The sequence below is a fragment of the Cohnella thailandensis genome, assembly GCF_014212135.1.
GTDB lineage: Bacteria > Bacillota > Bacilli > Paenibacillales > Paenibacillaceae > Cohnella > Cohnella thailandensis.
In genome coordinates this window covers 63,474-87,492 of record NZ_JACJVQ010000008.1, presented here as the reverse complement: position 1 = coordinate 87,492, position 24,019 = coordinate 63,474, and the positions used below count along the sequence as shown (strand labels likewise).

The 24,019-nt window shown below is 60.2% G+C and carries 20 protein-coding genes and 3 riboswitches; of the genes, 16 read left to right on the top strand and 4 right to left on the bottom strand.

The features are described from left to right. The first annotated feature begins 11 nt into the window (after positions 1–11). The 7 genes from opp4C (at position 12) to H7B67_RS11825 (ending at position 8,970) form a co-directional block, all read left to right on the top strand. Positions 12–917: an oligopeptide ABC transporter permease gene (gene opp4C, locus H7B67_RS11855; RefSeq protein WP_185120043.1), complete on the top strand. Its 906-nt coding sequence runs from the start codon at positions 12–14 to the stop codon at positions 915–917. A gap of 74 nt (positions 918–991) precedes the next feature. Next, positions 992–2,668: an ABC transporter substrate-binding protein gene (locus tag H7B67_RS11850; protein ID WP_185120042.1), complete on the top strand. Its 1,677-nt coding sequence runs from the start codon at positions 992–994 to the stop codon at positions 2,666–2,668. 50 nt (positions 2,669–2,718) lie between these two features. Next, a complete protein-coding gene (locus H7B67_RS11845) occupies positions 2,719–3,735 on the top strand; it encodes an ABC transporter ATP-binding protein (RefSeq protein WP_185120041.1) in 1,017 nt (338 codons plus the stop codon). A 183-nt stretch (positions 3,736–3,918) separates the two neighbouring features. Next, positions 3,919–5,388 (top strand): M20 family metallopeptidase, encoded by a 1,470-nt coding sequence (locus H7B67_RS11840; protein WP_185120040.1) that lies wholly within the window; start codon positions 3,919–3,921, stop codon positions 5,386–5,388. Positions 5,389–5,398: 10 nt separating this feature from the next. After that, positions 5,399–6,856, top strand: coding sequence for a M20 family metallopeptidase (locus H7B67_RS11835; protein ID WP_185120039.1), 1,458 nt, complete (start codon positions 5,399–5,401; stop codon positions 6,854–6,856). Positions 6,857–7,452: 596 nt separating this feature from the next. After that, positions 7,453–8,220, top strand: coding sequence for an SDR family oxidoreductase (locus tag H7B67_RS11830; RefSeq protein WP_185120038.1), 768 nt, complete (start codon positions 7,453–7,455; stop codon positions 8,218–8,220). Between the two features lie 171 nt (positions 8,221–8,391). Beyond that, positions 8,392–8,970 carry a TetR-like C-terminal domain-containing protein gene (locus tag H7B67_RS11825; protein ID WP_185120037.1) on the top strand — a complete coding sequence of 193 codons (579 nt, stop codon included), beginning with the start codon at positions 8,392–8,394 and terminating at the stop codon, positions 8,968–8,970. Between the two features lie 52 nt (positions 8,971–9,022). Here the strand turns inward: H7B67_RS11825 and gcvPB are convergent, their stop codons facing one another. The 3 genes from gcvPB to gcvT are packed head-to-tail and all read right to left on the bottom strand — an operon-like array spanning position 9,023 to position 13,035. Next, complete coding sequence (gcvPB, locus tag H7B67_RS11820; protein ID WP_185120036.1) at positions 9,023–10,561, bottom strand: aminomethyl-transferring glycine dehydrogenase subunit GcvPB; 1,539 nt, start codon at positions 10,559–10,561, stop codon at positions 9,023–9,025. Next, the gene (gene gcvPA / locus H7B67_RS11815; protein ID WP_185120035.1) at positions 10,558–11,916 is read right to left on the bottom strand and encodes an aminomethyl-transferring glycine dehydrogenase subunit GcvPA; all 1,359 of its coding nucleotides are present in this window, start codon (positions 11,914–11,916) and stop codon (positions 10,558–10,560) included. The genes gcvPB and gcvPA overlap by 4 nt, the downstream gene beginning before the upstream one ends. Positions 11,917–11,925: 9 nt before the next feature. Then, positions 11,926–13,035: a glycine cleavage system aminomethyltransferase GcvT gene (gene gcvT, locus H7B67_RS11810; protein ID WP_185120034.1), complete on the bottom strand. Its 1,110-nt coding sequence runs from the start codon at positions 13,033–13,035 to the stop codon at positions 11,926–11,928. 107 nt (positions 13,036–13,142) lie between these two features. After that, a riboswitch (glycine riboswitch) is annotated at positions 13,143–13,257 on the bottom strand. A gap of 3 nt (positions 13,258–13,260) precedes the next feature. Beyond that, a riboswitch (glycine riboswitch) is annotated at positions 13,261–13,366 on the bottom strand. 257 nt (positions 13,367–13,623) lie between these two features. Further along, positions 13,624–13,737, top strand: a riboswitch (glycine riboswitch). Positions 13,738–13,890: 153 nt separating this feature from the next. Here gcvT and H7B67_RS11805 point away from each other — a divergent pair. The 5 genes from H7B67_RS11805 (at position 13,891) to lpdA (ending at position 18,868) form a co-directional block, all read left to right on the top strand. Next, a complete protein-coding gene (locus H7B67_RS11805; protein ID WP_185120033.1) occupies positions 13,891–15,132 on the top strand; it encodes a serine hydroxymethyltransferase in 1,242 nt (413 codons plus the stop codon). 49 nt (positions 15,133–15,181) lie between these two features. Beyond that, a complete protein-coding gene (gene gcvH, locus H7B67_RS11800) occupies positions 15,182–15,577 on the top strand; it encodes a glycine cleavage system protein GcvH (RefSeq protein ID WP_185120032.1) in 396 nt (131 codons plus the stop codon). A gap of 179 nt (positions 15,578–15,756) precedes the next feature. Beyond that, a complete protein-coding gene (gene sdaAB / locus H7B67_RS11795) occupies positions 15,757–16,422 on the top strand; it encodes an L-serine ammonia-lyase, iron-sulfur-dependent subunit beta (protein WP_185120031.1) in 666 nt (221 codons plus the stop codon). 67 nt (positions 16,423–16,489) lie between these two features. Continuing rightward, complete coding sequence (sdaAA, locus tag H7B67_RS11790) at positions 16,490–17,389, top strand: L-serine ammonia-lyase, iron-sulfur-dependent, subunit alpha (RefSeq protein WP_185120030.1); 900 nt, start codon at positions 16,490–16,492, stop codon at positions 17,387–17,389. Between the two features lie 27 nt (positions 17,390–17,416). After that, complete coding sequence (lpdA, locus tag H7B67_RS11785; RefSeq protein WP_185120296.1) at positions 17,417–18,868, top strand: dihydrolipoyl dehydrogenase; 1,452 nt, start codon at positions 17,417–17,419, stop codon at positions 18,866–18,868. 105 nt (positions 18,869–18,973) lie between these two features. Here the strand turns inward: lpdA and H7B67_RS11780 are convergent, their stop codons facing one another. Further along, positions 18,974–19,951, bottom strand: a complete 978-nt coding sequence (locus tag H7B67_RS11780) for an aldo/keto reductase (protein ID WP_185120029.1) — start codon at positions 19,949–19,951, stop codon at positions 18,974–18,976. Positions 19,952–20,386: 435 nt separating this feature from the next. On the opposite strand from H7B67_RS11780, the gene H7B67_RS11775 reads away from it, so the two are divergent. The 4 genes from H7B67_RS11775 to H7B67_RS11760 are packed head-to-tail and all read left to right on the top strand — an operon-like array spanning position 20,387 to position 24,016. Continuing rightward, a complete protein-coding gene (locus H7B67_RS11775; RefSeq protein ID WP_185120028.1) occupies positions 20,387–21,166 on the top strand; it encodes an ABC transporter ATP-binding protein in 780 nt (259 codons plus the stop codon). Between the two features lie 19 nt (positions 21,167–21,185). Further along, positions 21,186–22,022, top strand: coding sequence for an ABC transporter permease (locus H7B67_RS11770; RefSeq protein WP_185120027.1), 837 nt, complete (start codon positions 21,186–21,188; stop codon positions 22,020–22,022). A gap of 18 nt (positions 22,023–22,040) precedes the next feature. Continuing rightward, on the top strand, positions 22,041–22,877 hold the full coding sequence (locus H7B67_RS11765) for an ABC transporter permease (RefSeq protein WP_185120026.1): 837 nt from the start codon (positions 22,041–22,043) through the stop codon (positions 22,875–22,877). A 56-nt stretch (positions 22,878–22,933) separates the two neighbouring features. Further along, complete coding sequence (locus H7B67_RS11760) at positions 22,934–24,016, top strand: ABC transporter substrate-binding protein (RefSeq protein ID WP_185120025.1); 1,083 nt, start codon at positions 22,934–22,936, stop codon at positions 24,014–24,016. The last annotated feature ends 3 nt before the right edge of the window (positions 24,017–24,019 follow it).

Sequence of the window (24,019 nt, the reverse complement as noted above, 5' to 3'; positions counted from 1 at the left end):
AGGCGGACTCGATGTCTGCTGTTGAAGCCCCTGTCCCCGTTGCCGGGGGAGTCGCGATTCCCGCCCAGCCGGAGCGATCCGAAGGCGCCTTCCGCCAAATGGCCCGACGCTTCGTGAAGCATAAGATGGCCGTCGTCGGGTTTGTAGTCACTTCGCTTCTTATCCTTATCGCGATCTTCGCTCCATGGCTGTCGCCGCACAGCCCCTATGCGGTAACCGCCGAATTCTCGGCCGCCCCGTCGGCATCCCACTGGCTTGGAACCGATCAGGTCGGCCGGGACGTGCTGGCCCGCTTGATCTACGCGACAAGGGTCGCCGTCATCGTCGGCTTCGGAACGGTCGCCATCTACGTGACGTTCGGCACGGTCGTCGGTTTGCTCTCCGCCTACCTCGGAGGCTGGGTGGACATGATCGTCATGAGGGTTACCGACATGTTTATGGCGTTCCCTTACATGATGGTCATTCTCGTCGTCGTCAGCGTGCTCGGCCCGACGCTCGGGACCCTCGTTCTCGTGCTGGCCCTGTTCTCCTGGCCGTCGATCGCCCGTCTCGTGCGAGGCAGCGTGCTGACTCTTAAGCAGATGGATTACGTCAAAGCGGGCATCGCCTTGGGGCTAAGCACTCCCCGCATCGTCTTCCGCCATATTCTGCCGAACGCGCTCGCCCCGATCATCGTCAACGCGACCTTCGGCGTCGCGGCGGCGATCATGGCCGAGTCGGGCCTAAGCTTCCTCGGGATGGGCGTGCAGCCGCCGACCGCCAGCTGGGGCAACATGCTGACGGACGCGCAATCGATCAGCGTCATGACCGACCAGCCCTGGCTGTGGCTGCCTCCCGGGATCATGATCCTGGTGACGGTTCTCGCCATCAACTTCGTCGGCGACGGCCTTCGCGACGCGCTCGATCCGAAGCAATAGGTTCCATCCGAATAGCAGGCCACAATGACACGCCTCATATGGCAAATCAAACAAAGAAAAGTGGAGGAGATCCAATGACAAGGGTGCGCAAAGCTTGGGTTAGCGGAGTATTGGCATTATTAATGGTTCTGGTCGCGGCATGCGGTTCGAATAACGGGAACAATACGGCTTCGCCGTCGGGTTCGGCAGCGTCGAGCCCGTCCTCCTCGGCCGCCGCGTCGGGAACGGCCGCTTCCGGAGGAGCGGATCAGCCCCTCTATATCGGCTTGGTCAACCCCGTAACGACGTTCGACGTGTTTAATCTCGATAACGCAGGCATCTACGTAAACTCGTTCATGAGCGACACGCTGATTGCCCTGAACAGCAGCTACGGCTTCGACCCTAAGCTCGCCGAATCGATCGAGACGGCGGATAACCAGAACTTCACGATCAAGCTTAACAAGAGCGCCAAGTGGAGCGACGGCGAGCCGTTCACGGCGGACGACGTCGAATTCACGCTCCGCATGTTCACGGACGCGAGCGTCAAGACGCTTACCAACATTACGTTCGTCGCCGGTCTTAACGAAGCCGGCAAAAGAGACGAAGGGCAGACCGAGCTACCGTTCTTCCAGAAGGTCGATGACTACACCTTCATCATCAAGACGAAGAATCCGATGGAAACCGATCAATTCAAGAGCCAATTCGGCACGTACTTCCGTTACCTTCCCGAGCATGTGCTGAAGGACGTCGCTCCGGCAGACCTGAACAAGAACGAATTCATGATGAACCCGACCGTCACGAACGGAGCGTACAAGTTCGTTAAATTCGCGAAGGACCAATATGTGCAGCTTGCCGCCAACGAGCTTTATTACGAAGGCGCGCCCGCGATCAAGGACATCTACATCAAGATGATGCCGGCGACGAACCTAGCGGCGCAGCTGCAGACGGGCGACATCCAACTGACGTCTCCCGGCGTCGGCCTGATTCCGGTACAAGACTTCGATAAGGTAGCCAATATGGCCAACGTGACAACGGGCTACGGCGATGCCAACAACCCGAACATCTTGTTCCTCAACACGAAGAAGTTCCCGAATCCGAAGGTACGCCAAGCGATCGCTTACGCGATGAACCGCCAACTGCTCGTCGACCAACTGCTCAAGGGCCAAGGCGATCTCGTGGATGGAATGCTCGGTCGGAATCACCCTTATTACAACAAGGACATCCCGCTGTATTCCTACGATCCGGAGAAAGCGAAGCAATTGCTTAAGGAAGCGGACTGGGACTTCGGCCAGACGATCGAGTTCCTCGTCCCGACCGGCAACAAGATCCGCGAGCAAGCGTCCGACATCGTTGCCGAGAACCTGAAGGCGGTCGGCTTGAAGGTTCAGGTGACAAAGCTCGACTTCCCGACGACGCTGCAAAGGGCGCTTAAGCACGATTACGACCTGACGGTAGTGAACCTTGGCTTCATTCTCGATCCGGGCTCGGTCTTCGGCATGTTCTTGACGGGAGTCGGCTTCAACATCCCGGACTATTCGAACCCGGAGGTCGACAAGCTGATCGCCGCGGGAGCTCAGGAGCTGGATCCGTCGAAGCGCTTCGAGATCTATAAGCAAGTGCAGCAGATCCTGCATGACGAAGTGCCGATCATCGCCTTCTATGCGGATAAGCAAATGTATGCGAAGGCGAAGAACCTCGACCTGCGCAAGGGTCTTGAGACGAGCGCGGTCGGCCTGACGAACAACGTGTCCAAATGGACGTTCACCCCATGATCGAATAACGGCCGGAGGACGGCTCATTTCGAACGAGGGAGGAGCTTCGGATGAGAGCGAACGAGAGGGAGACGGAGAAGGGGAAACGGCGGGAAAAGGAGAAAGGGCCCGTTCTGCTGCAAGTCGAGGGGCTCAAGACGTACTATCCGATCCGGCAGGGGATTTTCTCGAGGGTTACGGATTACGTACGGGCGGTCGACGGCGTCAGCTTCTCGATTCGCGAAGGCGAAACGCTCGGACTCGTCGGCGAATCGGGCTGCGGCAAATCGACGGTCGGCCGTACGCTGCTCCAGCTGGAAGCTCCTCATGAGGGAAGAGTGATCTACTCGGGCCGGGAGCTCTCGGAGATAAGGAAGCGGGAGCTTCGGCGCACTCGCGCCAGCATTCAGATGATTTTCCAGGATCCCTATTCCTCGCTTAACCCCCGGATGAGGATCGGCGATATTCTGGCGGAGCCTCTGCTCGCTCACGGGCTTGCGGATCGCTCGGCCGTGCGGGACAGGGTAGATCGGCTGCTGGAGACGGTCGGCATTCCGAAGCAGGACCGCGAGCGCTATCCGCACGAATTCTCGGGAGGACAGAGACAGCGAATCGGCATCGCCCGGGCGCTCGCCCTTAATCCGCGGCTTATCGTCTGCGACGAGCCCGTCTCGGCTCTCGACGTCTCCATCCAGGCTCAAATTCTGAATCTATTGCGAGATTTGCAGAAGCAATTCGGACTTGCCTACTTGTTCATAGGGCACGGTCTCGGCGCCGTCCGCTATATCAGCGACCGGATCGCCGTCATGTATCTTGGCAAGATCGTGGAGATCGCGAGCCGGGAGAAGCTGTTCAAGGCTCCCAAGCACCCATATACGAACGCCCTGCTAAGCGCGAATCCGGTGCCGGACCCGAGGCTTCGTTCGAAGAGCCGGATCATCATTCAGGGCGACGTGCCGAGCCCGGTTCGGCCGCCATCCGGCTGCCGGTTCCACACGCGCTGTCCGATCGCCAAGGCGATCTGCCGCGAATACGAGCCGGAGCTCAAGGGGCACGACCATCCCGTCGCCTGCTTCGCTTTCGATTGACGGAGGACGGATAGCTTAAGCAGGCGGTTTCCGCTGCGGCCTTTGTTTTTAGACAAAGCAATTACCTGAAGATACCCCCGGGGGCTCCCCCAAAAGGAATCGGAATTCGCTAGAGAGCTTTGCGCCGCTTTTGGGGGATTTGTTCTTACGGAATATAAAAATCAAACGAGAGAGGTGTCCGGCATGAACGACAAGATCATTCAAGAGGTGACCGACGCGATCGAAGGCAAGAGGGATCTCTTTATCGGCGTGAGCGATCGGATCTGGGGCTTCGCGGAGACGAGATTCCAAGAGTTCCGATCGGCCGAATTGCTTTGTACGGCGCTGGAGCAGGAAGGGTTCGCGGTGGAAAAGGGAGTCGCGGAGCTCGAGACCGGCTTCGTCGGAAGCTTCGGAAGCGGGTCCCCCGTCGTCGCGATTCTCGGAGAGTTCGACGCTCTGGCGAGTCTTAGCCAACGGGCAGGCGAAGCGGCGTTCAATCCGATCGTGCCGGGCGCGAACGGACACGGCTGCGGCCATAACCTGCTCGGCGCGGGCTCTCTCGCCGCCGCGGTCGCGGTAAAGGATTACTTGAAGGAGCATGGATTGGCCGGCACGGTCCGTTACTACGGCTGCCCGGCGGAGGAGAGCGGCTCCGGCAAAGCGTATATGGCGAGAGCGGGCCTGTTCAACGATGTCGACGCCGCCTTCTGCTGGCATCCCGCCACGGCGAACGTGGTCATGCATATGTCCTCTCTGGCCAACGTTCACGTTCACTTCAAATTCGCTGGCAAAAGCGCCCATGCCGCGGCCGCGCCGCACCTCGGGCGCAGCGCCCTGGATGCCGTCGAGCTGATGAACGTCGGCGTCAATTATTTGCGCGAGCACATGATTCCGGAAGCGCGAATTCACTATGCCGTGACGAATACGGGAGGCTTCGCGCCCAATGTCGTGCAGGCGGAAGCGGAGGTGAACTATCTGGTGCGCGCGCCGAAGGCGTCCCAGGTGCTGCCGCTGTTCGAGCGCGTGCTCGACATCGCGCGCGGCGCCGCCCTCATGACGGGAACGAAGATGTCCTACCACTATGAAGGGGGAGCCTCCAACCTGATCCCGAACGCCACGTTGGAGAGCAAGATGCACGAGTTCATGCAAGGCTTGGAGCTTCCGGCTTACACGGAGGAAGAGCTGGCGTTCTCGAAGGAGATCTTCGCCACGATTCCGGAGGAGGACAAGCTGAGCGCTTCGATGCAGGTCGGCAAGCAGGCGCACGAGCTGTTGTCGGCACGGCCTCTCGCGGACTTCGTCGCTCCGCTGATGGAGAAGATGGTCGTCATGCCGGCGTCGACGGATGTCGGAGACGTCAGCTGGAACGTGCCGACCGCGCAATGCGGCACGGCGACTTGGGCTTACGCGACGCCGATTCATGCTTGGCAGACGGTCGCGCAAGGCAAGAGCAGCTATGCTCACAAGGGCATGCTGCTCGCGGGGAAAGCGATGGCCTGCACCGCCATCTCGGCTTTGCTCGATCCCTCGCTCGTCGAGAAGGCGAAGGCGGAGTTGGCCGAGCGGCTGGGCGGAGAGTCGTACGTTTGCCCATTCCCGGACGAGGTGAAGCCTCCGAAGCTGTCTCTGACGAAGGACGCGACTGTTTCGCGGTCAGCGGTAACGGTGTAAGATGACAACCATGTGCAGAGGGGAAATCGCGCAGTTCGTAACGAGTGCGATAGAGGAACGTCGAGAACGCTTTATAGAGATCAGCGACCGAATTTGGGAATTCGCGGAGACCCGGTTCACGGAATTTCGCTCGGCGGAGCTGCTCTGCGAAGCCTTGGAGCGGGAAGGGTTCGCCGTGGAGCGCGAGGTCGCGGGCCTGGCGACCGGCTTCGTCGGCAGCTTCGGGGCGGGCGGCCCGGTAATCGCGTTCCTAGGCGAATTCGACGCTCTCGCGGGCTTAAGCCAGCAGGCGGGAGAAGCGGCGTATTCGCCCGTCGTCCCCGGCGCGAACGGCCATGGCTGCGGCCATAACCTGCTCGGCGTGGGCTCGTTCGCGGCCGCGGTGGCGGCGAAAGAGTACTTGCGGGAGCACGGCTTGTCCGGAACGGTGCGCTACTACGGCTGTCCGGCGGAAGAAAGCGGGTCGGGCAAGACGTACATGACGCGGGCCGGCCTGTTCGCGGACGTCGACGCCGCTTTCTGCTGGCATCCGGCTCCGATGAATGCGGTCATGCACGTCTCTTCCTTGGCGAACGTGCTCGTGAACTTCAAGTTCGCGGGCCGGAGCGCACACGCCGCGGCGGCGCCGCATCTCGGTCGAAGCGCGCTCGATGCGGTCGAGCTCATGAACGTGGGCGTGAATTATCTTCGGGAGCATATGATCCCCGAGGCGCGCGTTCATTACGCGGTAACGAATTCGGGCGGCTTCGCTCCGAACGTGGTACCGTCCGAAGCCGAGGTCGTCTACTCCATTCGCGCCCCTAAGTCCTCTCAGGTGCTGGGGTTGTACGAGCGCATCCAGGATATCGCCCGGGGGGCGGCGCTTATGACCGGAACATCGGCGACTTGGCGTCAGGAGGGCGGGGCGTCGAACCTGATTCCGAACGCGGCCCTGGAACGCGTGATGCACCGTTATATGAAGGAAGAGCTCGAGCTTCCTTCTTATACGGAAGAGGAGATGGCATTGGCCAAGGCGATTTACGAATCGCTGCCGGAGGAAGACAAGCGGAGCGCGGCGGCGATGGTTGGGGAGAAGGCGAACGGTTTGCTGTCGCGGCGGCCTCTGGCGGGATTCGTCGCTCCATACCCGGAGAAGCCCGGCTTGATGTCGGGATCGACCGACGTCTCCGACGTCAGCTGGAACGTGCCGACCGCCCAGTGCGTCACCGCGACGTGGGCGTACGCCACCCCGTTTCATGCGTGGCAGACCGTCGCGCAGGGGAAGAGCGGCTACGCCCACAAGGCTATGCTGCTGGCGGGCAAGGTCATGGCCTGCGCCGGCATCGAGGCTCTGCTCGATCCTGCGCTGATTGCGCAGGCGAAGGCGGAGCTCGCCGCGCGGCTCGCGGGCGAAGCGTACGTATGCCCGATTCCAGCGGACGTAATGCCTCCGCGACTTAGCCGCCCGCTCGCTGAAACCAAGGCATAAAAGCAGCCTATAATGAGGCCGTCCCTTAAGGTCGCGCGAATAACGCGATGGCAGGGGCGGCTTTTTTGTTGCGGCCGCCATATGCTTCGAGCCCCAATCCAGGCGCGGTCTGGATGCGTCGCTGCAAACCCTGATGCGGGAGATGCACGGTTTTTCCGTGCATCTCCCTTGCATTTGCGCATGCTAGGCCGCCGATGCACGGTTTTTCCGTGCATTTCCGACGCGTTCGGCCATGTAGGGGCAAACAGAAGCAAGATAGTCGAAAAAATCGACTAACGGAGCCTGAGCAGGGGTTGCGAGAGGCGAGATAGTCGAAAAAATCGACTAACGGAGCCTGAGCAGGGGTTGCGTAAGGCGAGATAGTCGAAAAAATCGACTAACGGGACTGGGCTAGTAGAGACTTAAGGCGGTTGCCCGAAGAGCTCCGAATAGGCGGAACTAAGTCCGTATCAGAGAGGGTCATCTGCTCGAATGCAGCGATTCGATTGGCGAATTTCCCCAAAAAAGAGACTCCTCTTCATTTGACAAGCCCTCGCCCGAGTTCTATAATTCAATCGTACAACTGTCTAATAAATTATATTTTGGAGGGATATGCGATGCGTTTGGAAGGCAAAGTAGCGATCGTAACCGGAGCGGCATCGGGCATGGGCAAGGCAATCGCGGAACTGTATGCGAAGGAAGGCGCGAAGGTCGTCGCATCCGACTTGTACCTGGAGGGCGTGCAAGCCGTCGTAGAAGGAATCAAGGCCAACGGAGGCACGGCAATCGCGATCAAGACGAACGTGGGCAATCTCGACGACGTCAACGCGATGATCGATACGGCCGTGAACGAATTCGGTACCCTCGATATTCTCGTTAACAACGCGGGCATCATGGATAACATGGCGCCTGTAGGCGACGTGGACGACGCTCGCTGGGACCTGGTCTTCGACGTGAACACGAAGGGCGTCATGCGTGCCATCCGCAAGGCGGTTCCGATTTTCCTCGAGAAGGGCAAGGGCGTTATCGTCAACACGGCTTCCACGGGCGGCTTCAGCGGCGCTCACGCCGGCGCGGCGTACGTCGCTTCCAAGCATGCCGTCGTCGGGCTGACGAAGAACACGGCGTTCATGTACGCTCAGAAGGGCATTCGCTGCAACGCGATCGCTCCGGGCGGAGTGGCAACTAACATTGTAAATCAAGAAGCTATGGCCAAATTCGACCAATTCGGCGCTTCCCGCACGATGCTCGCATCCGGCGTTATGCCGCGCGTCGGCACTCCGGAGGAGATCGCCCAAGTGGCGCTGTTCCTCGGCTCCGACGAGTCGAGCTTCGTGAACGGAGCTATCGTGACGGCGGACGCAGGCTGGACGGCAGCGTTCTAAATCCGGATTCCCGCACAACACCAAAGGCAACAGGCGGCGCGGCTGCTTGTTGCCTTTTCCTATCCAGACAGGTATACATTTTCCGTTCGGCATAATATAATACTCTTCATATTCATTTATCGGACATTATCCTGCCAAAACGTTCATTAAACGGATTGAGGAGAATACCCATTGAACGAGAACGATCTGAGAGTCATCAAGACGAAGAAAGCGTTGCACGAAGCGCTCTTGGCACTCCTCAAAACCAAGCCGCTCGAAGCCATCTCGGTATCGGCGCTGTGCTCCAAGGCATCCATCACGCGCGGCACGTTTTATTTGCATTATAAGGACGTCGGGGCGGTGTTCGACGAGCATCTGAATTCGCTTCTGCTCGACCTGGAGGATTCCTATATGGAGCCCTACAGGCACGGAACCCTGGATCTCCCTCGCCAGCTCGACCCTTCGACGATCCGGATTTTCCACCATGTGAAGAAGTACCAGAAGTTCTACGAGATCGTCTTCGACAAGAAGTCGTCTCTGTCTTACTATTATTCCCTGTTGGAGAAAATAAAGCGGCTGATGAGCGATACCTTGAAGGAGCATGTCCAATTGGATCGGGATCCCTCCATGCTGATCTCTTACCAGGCGAACGCGATCATGGGCTTGCTTATCCAATGGTATGAGGAAGGCTTCGAACGAACCCCCGAAGCGATGAACGACGAGCTGACGTATTACATCAAACTGCAAAATTTCGCACCTCCGCGGAATTAAAAACAGGCAGTCCTTCAACGTTGAAGGAACTGCCTGTTTATTTATGCGGCGATTAGCTGCAAGCGCAGTTGAGAACCGGCTTGCGCGCGGCGGTCGTCTCGTCGAGACGGCGCACGACGGTGTCGTAAGGAGCGTTCAGGACGATCTCCGGATTCGTGCGGGCTTCCTCGGCGATGCGGATCATCGTGTCGATGAAGCCGTCGAGCGTCTCCTTGCTCTCGGTCTCGGTCGGCTCGATCATGATGCACTCCTCGACGTTAAGCGGGAAGTAGATGGTCGGCGGGTGATAGCCGAAGTCGAGCAGCCGCTTGGCGACGTCGAGCGTACGGACTCCGTATGCCTTCAGACCGCGGCCCGACATGACGAACTCGTGCTTGCACACGCCCGGATACGGGATCTCGTAATGCGGAGCGAGGCGAGCCATCATGTAGTTGGCGTTCAGCACCGCGCATTCGGAGACGCGGCGCAATCCTTCCGGCCCGTAGGTCCGGATGTACGTGTACGCGCGAACGAGGATGCCGAAGTTGCCGTAGTACGCCTTCACGCGGCCGATCGATTGCGGACGGTCGTAATCGAAGTAGTACGTTCCGTCTTCGCGCTGGGCGACGATCGGCTTCGGCAGGAACGGGATCAGCTTCGCTTTGACGCCGACCGGGCCGGCGCCGGGACCGCCGCCGCCGTGAGGCGTGCTCATCGTCTTGTGAAGGTTGAGATGCACGACGTCGAAGCCCATGTCGCCCGGGCGGGTAATGCCCATGATGGCGTTGGAGTTCGCTCCGTCGTAGTAGAGCAGGCCGCCCGCTTCGTGGATGATCTCCGCGATCTCGACGATCTGCTCCTCGAACAGGCCGAGCGTGCTCGGGTTCGTCAGCATGAGAGCGGCGGTGTCGCTGCCGACGGCCGCGCGAAGGGCGTCCAGGTCGACCATGCCTCGCTCGTCGGACTTGATCGTAATCGTCTCGAAGCCGGCGACGGTCGCGCTGGCCGGGTTCGTTCCGTGCGAGGAGTCCGGCACGATCACCTTCGTGCGGGTCTCGCCGCGGCTCTCATGGTATGCGCGGATCATCATCAGGCCGGTCCATTCGCCGTGCGCGCCCGCGGCCGGCTGAAGGGTCACTTGATCCATGCCGGTCAGCGCGGCGAGGTCGTTCTGCAGCGTGTAGAGCAGCTCGAGAGCTCCTTGGATGCTTTCTTCCGGCTGGTAGGGATGGATCTTCGCGAAGCCGGCGAAGCGAGCCGTGTCTTCGTTGATCTTCGGGTTGTACTTCATCGTGCACGAGCCGAGCGGGTAAAAGCCGTTGTCGACGCCGAAGTTGCGGCGGGACAGCTCGGTGTAGTGGCGGATGACGTCCACTTCGTACACTTCCGGAAGCTGGGCCGGAATCTCGCGCAGCATGGAAGCCGGAATAAGCTCGGATGCCGGAACCTCGGGAACGTCGAGCGGCGGAAGCGAATAGGCGACGCGGCCCGGCTTGCTCAGTTCGAAGATCAGCGACTTCTCCGGCTTGGTCGATACGTTCTTGAATCCGCCGGCAGACCCGGCGGTCGTCTCGGAGGCATTCGTCGTGCTCTCGTTTATCGTCGTGTTCATGCTACCACTTCCCCCAATCTGCTTGCGAAGCTGTCGATTTCGGTGCGCGTGCGTTTCTCCGTGACGGCGATCAGCATGTGGCCGGCAAGCTCCGGATAGGCGATGCCCAGATCGTAGCCGCCGAGGAAGCCGGATTCGAGGAGCTTCAGGTTCGTTTCCTTGACGGAGACGCCTTCCGGAAGCTTCACGACGAATTCGTTGAAGAACGGCGAGCCGAACGGAAGCTCGAAGCCTCGTTTCTTCAGCTCGTTTGCCGCGTAGTGAGCCTTCTGCAGGTTCAGGTTGGCGGCATCGATGAGGCCTTGCTTGCCCATCGTCGAGAGGTAAATCGAAGCGCACAGGGCGAGCAGCGCTTGGTTGGAGCAGATGTTCGACGTCGCTTTCTCGCGGCGGATGTGCTGCTCGCGGGCTTGCAGCGTGAGCACGAAGCCGCGCTTGCCGTCGATGTCGGTCGTCTGGCCGACGATCCGGCCCGGCATCCGGCGCATGAGCGGCTCGGCTACGGCGAAGAAGCCGCAGGTCGGGCCGCCGAGCGATTGCGAGATGCCTAGCGGCTGCGCATCGCCGACGCAGATGTCGGCGCCGAGCTTGCCCGGCGTCTCGAGCAGGCCGAGCGCCATCGGGTTGGCGCTAACGACGAACAGGCCTTTCGCGCCGTGAATGATCAGCTCGATGGCGGCGAGGTCTTCGACCGCGCCGAAGAAGTTCGGCGACTGCACGAGCACGGCGGCCGTGTCGGTCGTGACCGCGGCGCGCAGCGCGTCCAGATCGGTTACTCCGTTCGCGCAGCCGACTTCGACGATTTCAAGGTTAAGACCGTGAGCCATCGTCAGAAGAGCTTGGCGAGCTTCCGGATGAACGGCGCGGGAAACGACGAGCTGCTTGCGCTTCGTCGCGCCGGCAGCGAGCGCTCCGGCTTCGGACAGCGCCGTGACGCCGTCGTACATGCTCGCGTTGGCGACCTTCATGCCGGTCAGCTCGCAGATGTAGGACTGGAATTCGAAGATCGCCTGCAGCTCGCCTTGGCTGATCTCCGGCTGATAAGGGGTATATGCCGTATAAAATTCCGAACGGGAGATCATATGGTTAATGACGACCGGAAGGTGATGGTCGTAAATCCCGGCGCCGAGGAAGCTCTTGTAGCGGTCGGTGTCGGCATTGCGTCCGGCCAGCTCCTTCATATGCTCGAGCAGGGAGAACTCGTCGAGCGCGGACGACATCGGCATCGTGCCCTTGTAGCGGATCGCCTCCGGAATGTCGCGGAACAGCTCCTCCGTGGACGAGACGCCGATCGTCGCCAGCATCTCGGCCTGGTCTTGCTCGGTCATCGGAATGTAGCGGTGAAGATTAGCCATGTCGGTGGATCACTCCTTAGGAAGTCTTTTGTAGAATGGGGATTTGATGACTTCGGCTCTCAGCCGCTTGCCGCGAATCTCGACTTCCACGACGGTGCCGAGCGCGGAATGGTCGGCGTCGATCAGGGCGAGTCCCAGGTTGCGCTTAAGCGTCGGGGACTGGGTTCCGGTCGTTACTTCGCCGATTCGAACGTCTCCCGCGTAAACCGGATAGTGGGAGCGGGGAATGCCGCGATCGATCATCTCGATGCCGACCAGCTTGCGCGGCAAGCCTTCTTCCTTCTGCTTGACCAGCGCGTCCTTGCCGATGAAATCTTCCTTGTTCAGCTTGACGAAGAAGCCGACTCCAGCTTCGAGCGGAGTGATCGTGCTCGACAGCTCTTGTCCGTACAGCGGAAGGCGGGCTTCGAAGCGAAGCGTGTCGCGGGCTCCGAGTCCTGCCGGAAGCAAGCCGAACGGCTCGCCTGCCTTCGTCAGCGCGTTCCAGATATCGCCGGCTTGCCCGGCCGATACGTAGATCTCGAAGCCGTCCTCGCCCGTATACCCCGTTCGGGATACGATCGTGCGGACGCCCGCGATCGGGACGTCGGTCTTAAAGTGGAAGGATGGCAGCTCCAGGACGTCCGAAGGCGCGCCCGCCGCCTTCAGGATGGCCGCCGCTTGAGGGCCTTGCAGCGCAAGCAGAGCATACTCATCCGATACGTTTTCCAAGGTAACGTCCCCGGCCAGATGCTCTCTCATCCAGTCGAAATCCTTGTCGATGTTGGATGCGTTCACGACGACCAAGTACCGATCCGCCGAGATCCGGTAAACGAGCAGATCGTCCACGACGCCGCCGTCCGGGTAACACATCAGCGTGTATTGCGCCTGTCCGTCGGACAGCTTGGACACGTCGTTCGTCGTCATGCGGTTCAGGAAGCTCTTCGCGAACGGGCCCGTCACCATGAATTCGCCCATATGGGAGACGTCGAACAGGCCGGCCTGTTGACGCACCGCGTCGTGCTCCTTCTGGATTCCGGAGAATTGGACGGGAAGCTCCCAGCCTCCGAAGTCGATGCAGCGGACGCCGGGAAGCTCGGAGTAGAGCGGGTACAGCGGAGTTCTCTTCAGTTCGGTCATCCTGTTGATTAACCTCCTCGGTTCTTATCGATCTCAACGCATGCCAAAAAGGACAGTCGCAAAAAGAAAGCGCGTCCCCGGCCGAAGCCGTCTGCGTCTTCTCTTCGCTCTGTCCTTTGTACCTGAGAGTTACCTTACATCCGGGCGGATGCAAGTTTCCCCGTGGGTGATTCCGCCGCCGTTGCGATCCGATGCGGATCCAATGCGGAATGCTCTCCAGAGTCGCGTCCGGCAAAGGTCCTTTTGCCTGAGAGATTCTCCTCGAACCCGAGGGTTACTCCTTCGGCGCCGCCTCCGTGTTGCCCTGGGCGATCTCTCCCGTTGCCTTCATCCGCTCATATTAATCATCTGTATGCGGGCAGGCATGCCCGAACCATCTCCAGATGACTTCGCAAAGCTTCTCCCGAGCCGGCAAGACTCCGGAGACGTTTTTGCTTGTTTGTCATATTCTATTCTTACATGAGACGGGGAGGGAGTGTCAATGACAAAATGCGCGCATTTTTATTTTTTGTCAGGTATCTTGACACTGGCCTCGGTTGTGAATTAATCTAAGCACGTCACACCGATACGGCAATCGAATAAAGCGGATGACGATGGTAGGGAGAGACCGACGAAGCCGAGCGCTTCGAAGGCACCGAAGGAGCAAGTCTGAGGCCGGCCGGCCAACGATTAATCTCTCAGGTAAAAGTACCGCCATCCGACGCGACTCTGGAGAGAGCGAATAGCCACCAAAGGGGTAACGACGGTCTTAAGCGATCGTTTTAAACTCTCAGGTACCCGGGACAGAGAACTTGGCGCCAGCCGGTTCGCTGTCCCTTTTTGTCTATCTACATAACCCTTCGGAGGTGCCTTTCCTTGAGTCTGCTTGCTTACGATCCCGACATTCACGCCGCAATCGAAAGAGAACGAGACAGGCAATTGAGGACGCTGGAGCTGATCGCTTCCGAGAACATCGTCAGTCCGGAAGTGATGGAGGCGATGGGAACCGTCCTGACGAACAAGTATGCCGAAGGCTACCCTGGCAAAAGGTATTACGGAGGCTGCGAGCACGTAGACGAAGCGGAAGTCCTTGCGATCGAGAGAGCGAAGGCGCTGTTCGGGGCCGCCTATGCCAACGTTCAGCCGCATTCCGGCGCCCAAGCCAACACGGCCGTGCTGTTCCACCTTCTCAAGCCGGGCGATAAGCTGATGGGCATGAACCTGTCGCAGGGAGGGCATCTCACTCACGGAAGTCCCGTCAGCCTGTCGGGCAAGTGGTTCGACGTCGTCTCCTACGGGGTCGACGAACGGACTCATCGGATCGACTACGACCAGGTGGAGTCGCTCGCCCGCAAAGAGAAGCCGGCCTTGATTATCGCCGGAGCCAGCGCATATCCGCGCTTTATCGATTTCGCTAAGTTCAAGAAGATCGCGGACTTGGTCGGCGCCAAGCTCATGGTCGACATGGCGCATATCGCCGGGCTTGTCGCGGCCGGGCTCCATCCGTCTCCGGTGCCGTACGCCGACGTCACGACGAGCACGACGCATAAGACGCTGCGCGGACCGCGGGGCGGCCTCTTGCTCGCGAACGACGAAGAGACGGCCAAGGGACTGAACAAAGCGATTTTCCCCGGTATCCAAGGCGGCCCCCTCATGCACATCATCGCGGCCAAGGCGGTCAGCTTCCGAGAAGCGCTCGAGCCTTCCTTTGCCGAATATGCGAAGCGGATCGTCGGCAACGCCAAGACGCTTGCGAATACGCTGAAGGAAGAGGGCGCAACGCTTGTATCCGGGGGCACGGATAACCATCTGATGCTGATCGACGTTCGTCCATGGGGATTGACGGGCAAGGAAGCCGAGAAGCGCCTCGAGCATGTCGGCATTACGGTCAACAAGAATACGATTCCCGGCGAAACGGCCAGCCCATTCGTCACGAGCGGCATTCGCATCGGAACTCCGGCCCTGACGACGAGAGGCATGGGCAGCGAAGAAATGGTAACATTAGGACGCTGCATCGCGGACGCGCTGAAGAATCGCGACGATCCGGCGGCAATCGCCAAGGTCAGGGAACGGACCGCGGAGCTCGCGGGGGCTTTTCCTCTGTTCAAGCGCGGGTAAGGGTCTTAGGGAGACGGGAATAAATCAAAATTCGAAAGGAAGCTGACAAATGAGCGAAGTTAAAGCGGGATTGGGTTATACGGAAGAGCACGAGTGGGCGGAGGCCCAGGGCTCCAGCGTCGTGCGTATCGGCATTACGGATTTCGCGCAAAGCCAGCTTGGGGACATCGTGTTCGTGGAGCTGCCGGAAGTCGGCGCGACGCTCGAAGCGAACGAGACGATGGGCACGATCGAATCGGTCAAGACGGTATCCGATCTCTTCAGCCCGGTAAGCGGCACGGTCGTGAAGGTAAACGAGGCCCTGCTCGATTCTCCGGAGAAAGTGAACGAAGAGCCTTACGGCGAAGGCTGGATCGTCGAAGTCGAAGTGAGCGGCGACGCGGCGGAAGCGGTAGCGGCTCTGCTCGACGCCGACAAGTACGCGGAATTCATCGCGAATAAATAAACGCGGAGCTCGGGAGAGGGGCGCGAGACGCGGACGCCAGATGCGAACGCCGGGAATCGGAAAGCTGTGAATTTCCGGCACGTCCGTCCCCGTTCCGCCTCTTTCGCGCGACTGCTCCGCGATGACCGATTGCCAAGGAATGACCGCCGGCATACATAGTCCTGGGAGGGAATTCGGGGATGCGATTTAAGCACGTTTTCTCCATCATCGGACCGGTGATGGTCGGCCCGTCGAGCTCGCACACCGCGGGAGCGGTGCGGATCGGACGAGTGGCCCGCCAACTGCTGGGACGTCAGCCGGAAGAGGCCGAGATTACTCTGTACGGATCTTTCGCGGAGACGTACTCCGGACACGGCACGGATCTCGCCCTTGTCGGCGGGCTGCTCGACTTCGATACCGACGACGAGCGAATTCCGGAGGCGTTCGCCGAAGCGGAACGGCGCGGCATGCGCTTTGCTATTAAGCCTGGTTCCGGCACGATGCCTCATCCGAATTTCGCGGAAATTACGGCGAGGGCCGGGGGGCTTGAAGCGTCGGTCCAAGGCGCCTCTATCGGAGGAGGCAACATCGAGATTTATTCGCTTAACGGCTTCGACACCGGGTGTTCGGGCTATTACCCGACCCTCGCGATCTCGCATGAGGATCGGGTCGGCGTGCTGGCCTCCATCACGGGAACGGTGAGCCGCTCGGGGCTGAACATCGGGTTCATGAATTTGTCCCGCAAAGAGAGAAGCGGAGCGGCGATGACGGTCGTCGAGAGCGATCGAAGGCCGGACGAGGAGCTGCTTGAGGCCCTGCGGAAGCTGCCTCACGTCGAGAGGGTCTCGGTTATAGACGTTACGTGACCGTGGCCACGGCCTGTAGAAGTCAGAAAATTGGAACAACAGACTGGCGCCTAAGGAGAGGGTATCGATGCGATTCCGAACTCTGAACGACATCGCGGAGATCTGCAGGGAGGAATCGCTGGCGATCTCCGAGCTTATGATCTTGGAGCAGGAGAAAGAGACCGGCCAGCCCAAGGAAGAGATCGTAGCCCAAATGGCCGGGTATTACCGGATCATGAAGGAAGCGGTTCGCAAAGGGCTGGAGACGGAGACGAAGTCCCGCAGCGGGCTCGTCGGCGGCGATGCCCGCAAGGTGAACGAGTACGCGTCGGCTAGCGAGCCGTCCGTCGGGGATTGGGCAGGCAAAGCGATGGCTTACGCGCTCTCCGTCTCCGAGGTCAACGCCTCGATGGGGCGAATCGTGGCGACGCCGACCGCCGGCTCCTGCGGCATCATTCCCGGAGTGTTCGTCAGCTCGCAGGAGCGGTTCGGCTGGTCCGACGAGAAGCTGGTGCGAGGGTTGTTCGGCGCGGGCGCGATCGGTTACGTCATCGCGAACAATTCGTTTATCTCCGGAGCGGAAGGCGGCTGCCAGGCGGAGGTCGGCTCCGCCATCGGCATGGCGGCCGGGGCATTGGTCGAGCTTCGCGGAGGAACGCCCGAGCAAGCGGTGCATGCGGTCGGGCTGGCGCTGAAGAATACGCTCGGCCTCATATGCGACCCTGTCGCGGGATTGGTCGAGGTTCCGTGCATCGTCCGCAACGGGCTGGGAGCGGTGAACGCGCTGGCGGCGGCCGACATGGCCATGGCGGGAGTAAGGAGCGTCATTCCGTCCGACGAGGTCATCGGCGTCATGCTGGAGATCGGCTCGAAGATGCCGAGCGAGCATCGCGAGACGGCGCTCGGGGGCCTCGCGCAGACGCCGACGGGACGCAAGCTGACAGAGAAGATCAAGGCGGCCAAGTCATCCGGTCGCACTTCTGGTTAATAATAGGATGGAAGGGAGATGAGCCGTATGAACCATTACGATATCGTCATTCTGGGCGGAGGTCCCGGCGGCTACATCGCCGCCATCCGGGCGGCCCAGCTGGGCAAGAAGACGGCGCTCGTCGAGAAGGAGAAGCTGGGCGGAACTTGCCTGCATAAGGGCTGCATCCCGAGCAAAACGCTGCTGAGAAGCGCGGAGCTGTTCGAAACGATGAAGCGCAGCTTAAGCTTCGGCATCAAGGCGGAAGGCGTGGAGCTCGATTACGGCGGCGTGCTGGCGCGCAAGGACGGAATCGTGAAGCAGCTTGAGGCGGGCGTTCGGTTCCTGATGAAGAAAAACGAAATCGACGTATACTCGGGCAATGGGGAGATCGTCGAAGCGGCGTCGTCAAGCGGCGAGTACAACGGGATTATCGAGGTGACGGGAGGAGCGGGAGAAGGCGGCGAATCGGCAGGAGAACCGCAGGCGCCCGTCCGCATCGGCTATCGCGATCTCATCGTCGCCACGGGGTCCCGTCCGCGCCGCATTCCCGGCTTGCCGGAGAACGAGCGCATCATGACCAGCGACGAGGCGCTCGCGATGGAAGCCGTGCCGGCTTCGATCCTGATCGTCGGCGGAGGAGCGATCGGCGTCGAATGGGCTTCGATGCTGAGCGACTTCGGCGCTCAGGTGACGATCGTCGAAGCGGCGGACCGCCTCGTTCCGTCGGAGGACGCGGACGTGTCCCGCGAGCTTGCGCGGCTGTTCGCCAAGCGCAAGATCAAGGCGCTGACGGGAGCGAAGCTGCTGCCGGAGACGGTGTCCGCGGACGGGACGGGGGTGACCGTTCAGGTGGAGAAGAACGGCAAATCCGAATCGCTGTCGGCCGAGAGAATGCTCGTCTCCGTCGGCCGCGCGGCGAACGTCGAAGGCTTCGGCCTGGAGCGGACGCTGGCGCAGGTAGAACGCGGCGTAATCGCCGTCGACCCTACGATGAGGACGGCCGATCCGCACGTCTACGCGATCGGCGACGTCGTCGGCGGGCTGCAGCTCGCGCACGTGGCGAGCCACGAAGGCGTGGCCGCGGTGGAGAGCATCTGCGGGCTTGAAGAAGCGCATTCGCCGGATCCGGCGAACGTTCCGAAGTGCGTGTACGGTCGGCCGGAGCTGGCCAGCGTCGGGCTGACCGAGCAAGCGGCCATCGACGGCGGGTACGCGGTCAAGGTCGGCAAGTTCTCGTTCAAGGCGATCGGGAAGGCCCTTGTCTTCGGGGAGTCTGACGGCTTCGTGAAGGTCGTGGCCGACATCAAGACCGGCGCCGTGCTCGGCGTCCATATGATCGGGCCGCACGTGACCGACTTCATCGGCGAAGCCGCGCTCGCGCAGCTGGTAGAGGCGACCAATATGCAGGTCGGCAGAATGATCCATCCGCATCCGACGCTGTCCGAGATCATCGGCGAAGCGATGCTCGGAGCGGACAAGCTGGCTTTGGGGATGTAGGAGACGCTAAGCAAATTCTGCTTGATTTCGACCCTATGATTATCCCTCAAGTCACGAACAAAGAAGGGGCCGTCCTATAAGCAACTTATGGGACGGCTCCTTCCATTAGAAGCCCCTCACGGGATGGGGAATGTACGGCTCCTCCAGCAATGCGATTTCTTCCGGCGTCAAGCGCAAGGAAAGCGCCGCGACCGCATCGTCTAGATGGCGAGGCTTCGTTGCGCCGACGATCGGCGAAGTGACGATCGACTTAGCGAGCACCCACGCCAGAGCGACCTGAGCCTGCGGCACTGCTCGTTCCGCAGCGATCCGCCCGACTCTGTCCACGACCGCCCGATCCGACTCGACGGCAGACGTATACAGCGTCTTGCCGAAAGCGTCGGTCTCCGAGCGTTCGCTCGTCTCGTCCCAGCCGCGGGTCAATCGGCCTCGAGCCAGGGGACTCCAGGGAAGCACGCCGACCCCCAGATACTCGCACAACGGAAGCATCTCCCGCTCTTCCTCCCGATACAGCAAATTCAAGTGGTTCTGCATGCTGACGAACTTCGTCCAGCCGCCGCGTTCCGCGGCATGCTGCGCCTTCAGGAACTGCCAGGCGAACATGGATGACGCCCCGATATAGCGAGCCTTGCCCGCTTTTACGACATCGTGAAGCGCCTCCATCGTCTCTTCGATAGGAGTATGGGGATCCCACCTGTGGATTTGGTACAGATCGACGTAATCGGTGCCGAGCCTCCGCAAGCTGTCGTCGATCTCGCCAAGAATGGCCTTGCGGGACAAGCCCGCGCCATTCGGTCCCGGCCTCATGCGGCCATGCACTTTGGTTGCGATGACGACATCCTCCCGCCGGGCGAAATCCTTAAGCGCGCGTCCCACGATCTCCTCGCTCGTGCCGTCCGAATACACGTTTGCGGTGTCGAAGAAGTTGATGCCGAGCTCCAGCGCCTTGCGGATGAACGGGCGGCTCGTCTCTTCGTCCAGCGTCCAAGGATGCGATCCCCTGTCCGCAACCCCATAGCTCATGCAGCCTAGACACAGCCTGGATACCTCCAAGCCTGTCCGTCCCAGCCTCGTATACTCCATATCCGCTGCCTCCTCCTTCTCGGGCTTAATTCTATCGAACCAGCCTGAAATTGACCTCTATCTTAACGTATTTTCCGAGAAAAGCCAATCATCAAAACAGACTAAAACAGTTGGAATAAAAGTTGGCCACGCATGAAGCAAGATAGCTTGGATTGTAAAGTGAAACCCCTGAAATCCGCGCTAATATAAGCTTTTTTCACAATAAAAATGGATTGACATCCAGTTAGGCCGGTGCTATTGTACACTCAAGATATATCGATAATTCATACTGGATTACTTGGTTTAATGTCGAATAGGATTCTATCGCCGCATGAATGGAGTTTGCTGACCGTATGAACGGAAGCATCCCTGCCGGTCGGCTAACCGCCGATGACCGGCATCGGAGGCAAGTCCCATTCGGCTCCGAACCTTGACCAATGGAGAGGAGAGAACCCCATGGGCGCGACTTTATTGGAGATTCGCGAGCTGTCCAAGAGCTTCCAAACCGACAGCAAAACCGTTCAGGCTCTGCGTCAAATCGAGCTCGATGTAAAGGCCGGAGAATTCGTTACCGTCATCGGTCCCAGCGGATGCGGCAAGAGCACGCTGCTGCGTATCGTCGCCGGGCTGGACACCGGTTATCAAGGAAGCGTGACGCTGGACGGGCAATCGATCGCGGGCCCCGGCATCGACAAAGGTTTTATTTTCCAGGAACCGCGGTTATTTCCTTGGCTGACGGTGGAGAAGAACATCGCGGCGGACCTGTCCCTGCGAAGCCCCGAAGTGAAGCGAAGGGTCGGAGAGTTGATCGAGCTAGTCCGGCTGAACGGTTTCGAGAAAGCTTACCCGAAGGAACTGTCCGGCGGCATGGCTCAGCGGGTATCCATAGCGAGAGCGCTGCTGCGCAATCCCAAGATTCTGCTGTTGGATGAGCCGTTCGGCGCGTTGGACGCTTTCACGAGGGCCCACATGCAGGAGGTGCTCCTGGATATCTGGAAGCGGAACGGAACGACGATGATCTTCGTCACGCACGACATCGACGAAGCGGTGTTTCTCGGCAGCCGGATCGTGATCCTGAAGCCGAGACCCGGCGAGATTCGCGCCAAGATCAACGTCGACCTGCCCTACCCCCGCAAGAAGGCAAGCGCGGCGTTCCAGAACTTCCGCTACGAGGTGCTCAGCGAATTCGAGAAGATCGACGAGCTGAGCTGGGGCGAGTCGGGAGCGGGCATATGAGAAGGGGGGCGAGCTTCGCATGAGCATCCGTCAAGCGAACGCGGCGGCAGTCCCGACGGCCGGGAGGAAGCGGCGGAAAGCCGAGAAGACTCGCCGCAAGTTGTCCCATTTTCTGTGGGGAGCCATCCTTCCGGCAACCATCCTGATCGTCTGGCAGGTGCTCGGCGACCGCGAATTGATTTCGCCTCTGCTGTTCCCGACTCCCCTCGTGATCGCCGATTCGTTCGTCTGGCTGTGGAATTCCGGCACGCTGAACGACAATCTTTTCGTCAGCTTGTATCGTACGTTCGCCGGCTTCGGTCTCGGAGCGGGCCTGGGACTCGCGCTCGGCTTGTTCGTCGGCCTGTCCCGGAGCGCGGAGAAGCTGCTCGACTCGACCGTGCAGATGATTCGAATGATTCCGCACATCTCGGTCACGTTTTTGTTCGTGCTTTGGTTCGGGATCGGGGACACGTCGAAAATTTTGCTGATCGCCAAAGGCTGCTTTTTCCCGCTGTACATTTATTCGTTCTTGGGAGTACGCGGCGTTGACAACAAGCTATTCGAGGTGACTCGCGTGCTCGGCTACAGCCGCTTCAAGCAGTTGGTTCGGCTGGTGCTTCCGGCGACGCTTCCGAACGTCATTCTCGGCCTCCGGCTGTCGCTCGCCATCGCTTGGGTCAGCCTCGTCGTCGCGGAGATGATGGGAGCTAGCTCGGGACTCGGCTTCCTGATGATGGATGCCCGGGCCATGAGCGATACGCCTACCGTCTTCGTCGGAATCTTCCTGTTCACGCTGCTGGCCAAGATAACCGATTCCCTCGTACTGTTCGCCGAACGCCGCCTGCTGGCCTGGCGCGACAGCTTCGAGAGATAAGAGAGGAGAAGAAGCGACATGAGCGAGCAAGCTCAAACCCTTAGGGCGCCCGCCGTTCGAACGGGACGGAAGAAAAATTTCAGCCGCGGAAAGGGGACTCTGTTGCACTTCGTGGCGGCCGCTTTGCTGCCCGCCGTTATCCTGATCGTTTGGCAGTGGTACGGCGCTACCGGCAGAGTCAATCCCCTGCTCCTGCCGTCGCCGCTCGCGATTGCCAAAGCCTTTGGCAGGCTGATCGCCTCCGGAGAGCTGCCGATGCAGCTCGGCTTCAGTCTGGGCCGCGCTTCTCTCGGCATTCTGTACGGAGCCGTCGTTGCCCTAATTCTAGGCGCCGCTGTCGGTTTCTCCCGCAAGATCGAGCGGGTGCTCGATCCGCTGATGCAGATTCTCCGGCTGACGCCAAGCCTCGCGACGGCGCCGCTTATCATTCTCTGGTTTGGCTTCGGGGAGACGTCGAAGATCGTCATTATCGCCTTCGGATCGTTCTTTCCCTTGTATATGGGGGTCATCCAGAGCATCCGCAACGTGGATAAAAAGCTGTTCGAGGTCACCCAGGTGTTGGAATTCGGAAGGGGCAAGCAGCTCGCGAGGCTGATTTTGCCGGCTTCGCTGCCCGGCATCCTGTCGGGGCTTCGGCTATGCATCGCTTACGGCTGGCTTGCCCTGGTCGTCGCCGAACTGCTCGGTTCGCAGACCGGCATCGGCTTCCTGATGAGTCAAGCCCAGACGAATTCCCAGCCGGAGACCGTCTTCGTCGGCGTGATCGTGTTCGCCGTCATGGGCAAGCTGATCGATTCGTTCGTCGCCGCCATCGAGCGCAGGCTGCTGCGTTGGCGCGACAACTATACTGGATGAGGGAACATCCACGCGTTTTTAATAGAACGTCCCCTTACTTGGAGAGGAGAACCGAAATGAATCTCAACCGTCAACGTTCGCTTATCAGTCGCAAGTCGTTTCCGATCGCTATCGCCTTGCTGCTTATCGCGGCGCTGCTGCAAGCCTGCGGCGCCAATAACAACGCTAACGAAGAAGCCGCCTCCGGAAGCGCCCCGGACGCTTCCTCGTCGCCCGCTTCCGCATCCGCCTCGGCAGCAGCCGAGTCTCCGACTGCCGCCGCCCCTTCGACGCTCACCTTCGGCTTCGTCGGCGTCAAGGAACCGGCCGGCGTCGAAGGCTGGGGGCTGCATAAGGGAATTTTCCTAGAAGAGTTGAAGAAGTACGGGGTCGAGGAGATCAAGGTCGTTCCGTTCCAGACCGGCCCGGATCTGAACGAGTCCGTTATCGGCGGACGCGTGGACGTCGGCAACTCCGGCGATACCCCCGCTATCCTGGCGCGCTCCTCCGGGGCCAAGACCCGCATCGTCAACTTCGCGAACACGGAAGTCAACACCATTCTGGTCGGACGCAAAGACGGAGCCCAGACGCTAGACGAGCTGAAGGGCAAGAACGTCGCGGTCGTCAAAGGCTCGCTCATGTACCGCTTCCTTGTCGGTTATCTGGACGAGAAGGGACTGTCGAAGGACGTCAACGTCATCAACATCAACAGCATACCGGACACCGAAGCGGCTCTGCTGCGCGGGGAGATCGACGCCTACGCGATCACGAGCACGTATTACTCCGCCTACAAGCTGCTTAAGGACGGCTCTCCGCTGCTCGGGCAAGCGACGGAATCCCCGAGCCTTCTCAGCACCTCCGTCGTCTACGCGACGGAAGATTACCTGGAGAAGTTCCCCGGCTTCCAGAAGGTTTGGACCGAAGCGAGACAGAAGGCTTACGAGGACCTTAAGGCTAACCCGGACGAGTATTACCAATGGCTCTCGGATCAAACCGGAACGCCGATCGACGTGCTGAAGGAGATTCAGCCGATCGAGTCGCTTCCGGGCGAAGCGCTCGCCGCGGAAGGCATTGACCGCGTGAAAGCCGCTAAGGACTTCCTTGTCGCGGAGAAGCTGGCGAAGAAAGACTTCGACGTCGACGAATGGATCGTTAAATAAGCG

Bases quoted from the DNA above. Each gene is read 5' to 3' on its own strand.
- gcvT (WP_185120034.1), bottom strand. From the start codon at position 13,035: ATGACCGAACTGAAGAGAACTCCGCTGTACCCGCTCTACTCCGAGCTT.
- gcvH (WP_185120032.1), top strand. From the start codon at position 15,182: ATGAGCGAAGTTAAAGCGGGATTGGGTTATACGGAAGAGCACGAGTGG.
- H7B67_RS11765 (WP_185120026.1), top strand. From the start codon at position 22,041: ATGAGCGAGCAAGCTCAAACCCTTAGGGCGCCCGCCGTTCGAACGGGA.
- sdaAA (WP_185120030.1), top strand. From the start codon at position 16,490: ATGCGATTCCGAACTCTGAACGACATCGCGGAGATCTGCAGGGAGGAA.
- lpdA (WP_185120296.1), top strand. From the start codon at position 17,417: ATGAACCATTACGATATCGTCATTCTGGGCGGAGGTCCCGGCGGCTAC.
- H7B67_RS11840 (WP_185120040.1), top strand. From the start codon at position 3,919: ATGAACGACAAGATCATTCAAGAGGTGACCGACGCGATCGAAGGCAAG.
- sdaAB (WP_185120031.1), top strand. From the start codon at position 15,757: ATGCGATTTAAGCACGTTTTCTCCATCATCGGACCGGTGATGGTCGGC.
- H7B67_RS11835 (WP_185120039.1), top strand. From the start codon at position 5,399: ATGTGCAGAGGGGAAATCGCGCAGTTCGTAACGAGTGCGATAGAGGAA.
- H7B67_RS11850 (WP_185120042.1), top strand. From the start codon at position 992: ATGACAAGGGTGCGCAAAGCTTGGGTTAGCGGAGTATTGGCATTATTA.
- gcvPA (WP_185120035.1), bottom strand. From the start codon at position 11,916: ATGGCTAATCTTCACCGCTACATTCCGATGACCGAGCAAGACCAGGCC.
- H7B67_RS11830 (WP_185120038.1), top strand. From the start codon at position 7,453: ATGCGTTTGGAAGGCAAAGTAGCGATCGTAACCGGAGCGGCATCGGGC.
- H7B67_RS11775 (WP_185120028.1), top strand. From the start codon at position 20,387: ATGGGCGCGACTTTATTGGAGATTCGCGAGCTGTCCAAGAGCTTCCAA.
- gcvPB (WP_185120036.1), bottom strand. From the start codon at position 10,561: ATGAACACGACGATAAACGAGAGCACGACGAATGCCTCCGAGACGACC.
- H7B67_RS11770 (WP_185120027.1), top strand. From the start codon at position 21,186: ATGAGCATCCGTCAAGCGAACGCGGCGGCAGTCCCGACGGCCGGGAGG.
- H7B67_RS11760 (WP_185120025.1), top strand. From the start codon at position 22,934: ATGAATCTCAACCGTCAACGTTCGCTTATCAGTCGCAAGTCGTTTCCG.
- H7B67_RS11845 (WP_185120041.1), top strand. From the start codon at position 2,719: ATGAGAGCGAACGAGAGGGAGACGGAGAAGGGGAAACGGCGGGAAAAG.
- H7B67_RS11780 (WP_185120029.1), bottom strand. From the start codon at position 19,951: ATGGAGTATACGAGGCTGGGACGGACAGGCTTGGAGGTATCCAGGCTG.
- opp4C (WP_185120043.1), top strand. From the start codon at position 12: ATGTCTGCTGTTGAAGCCCCTGTCCCCGTTGCCGGGGGAGTCGCGATT.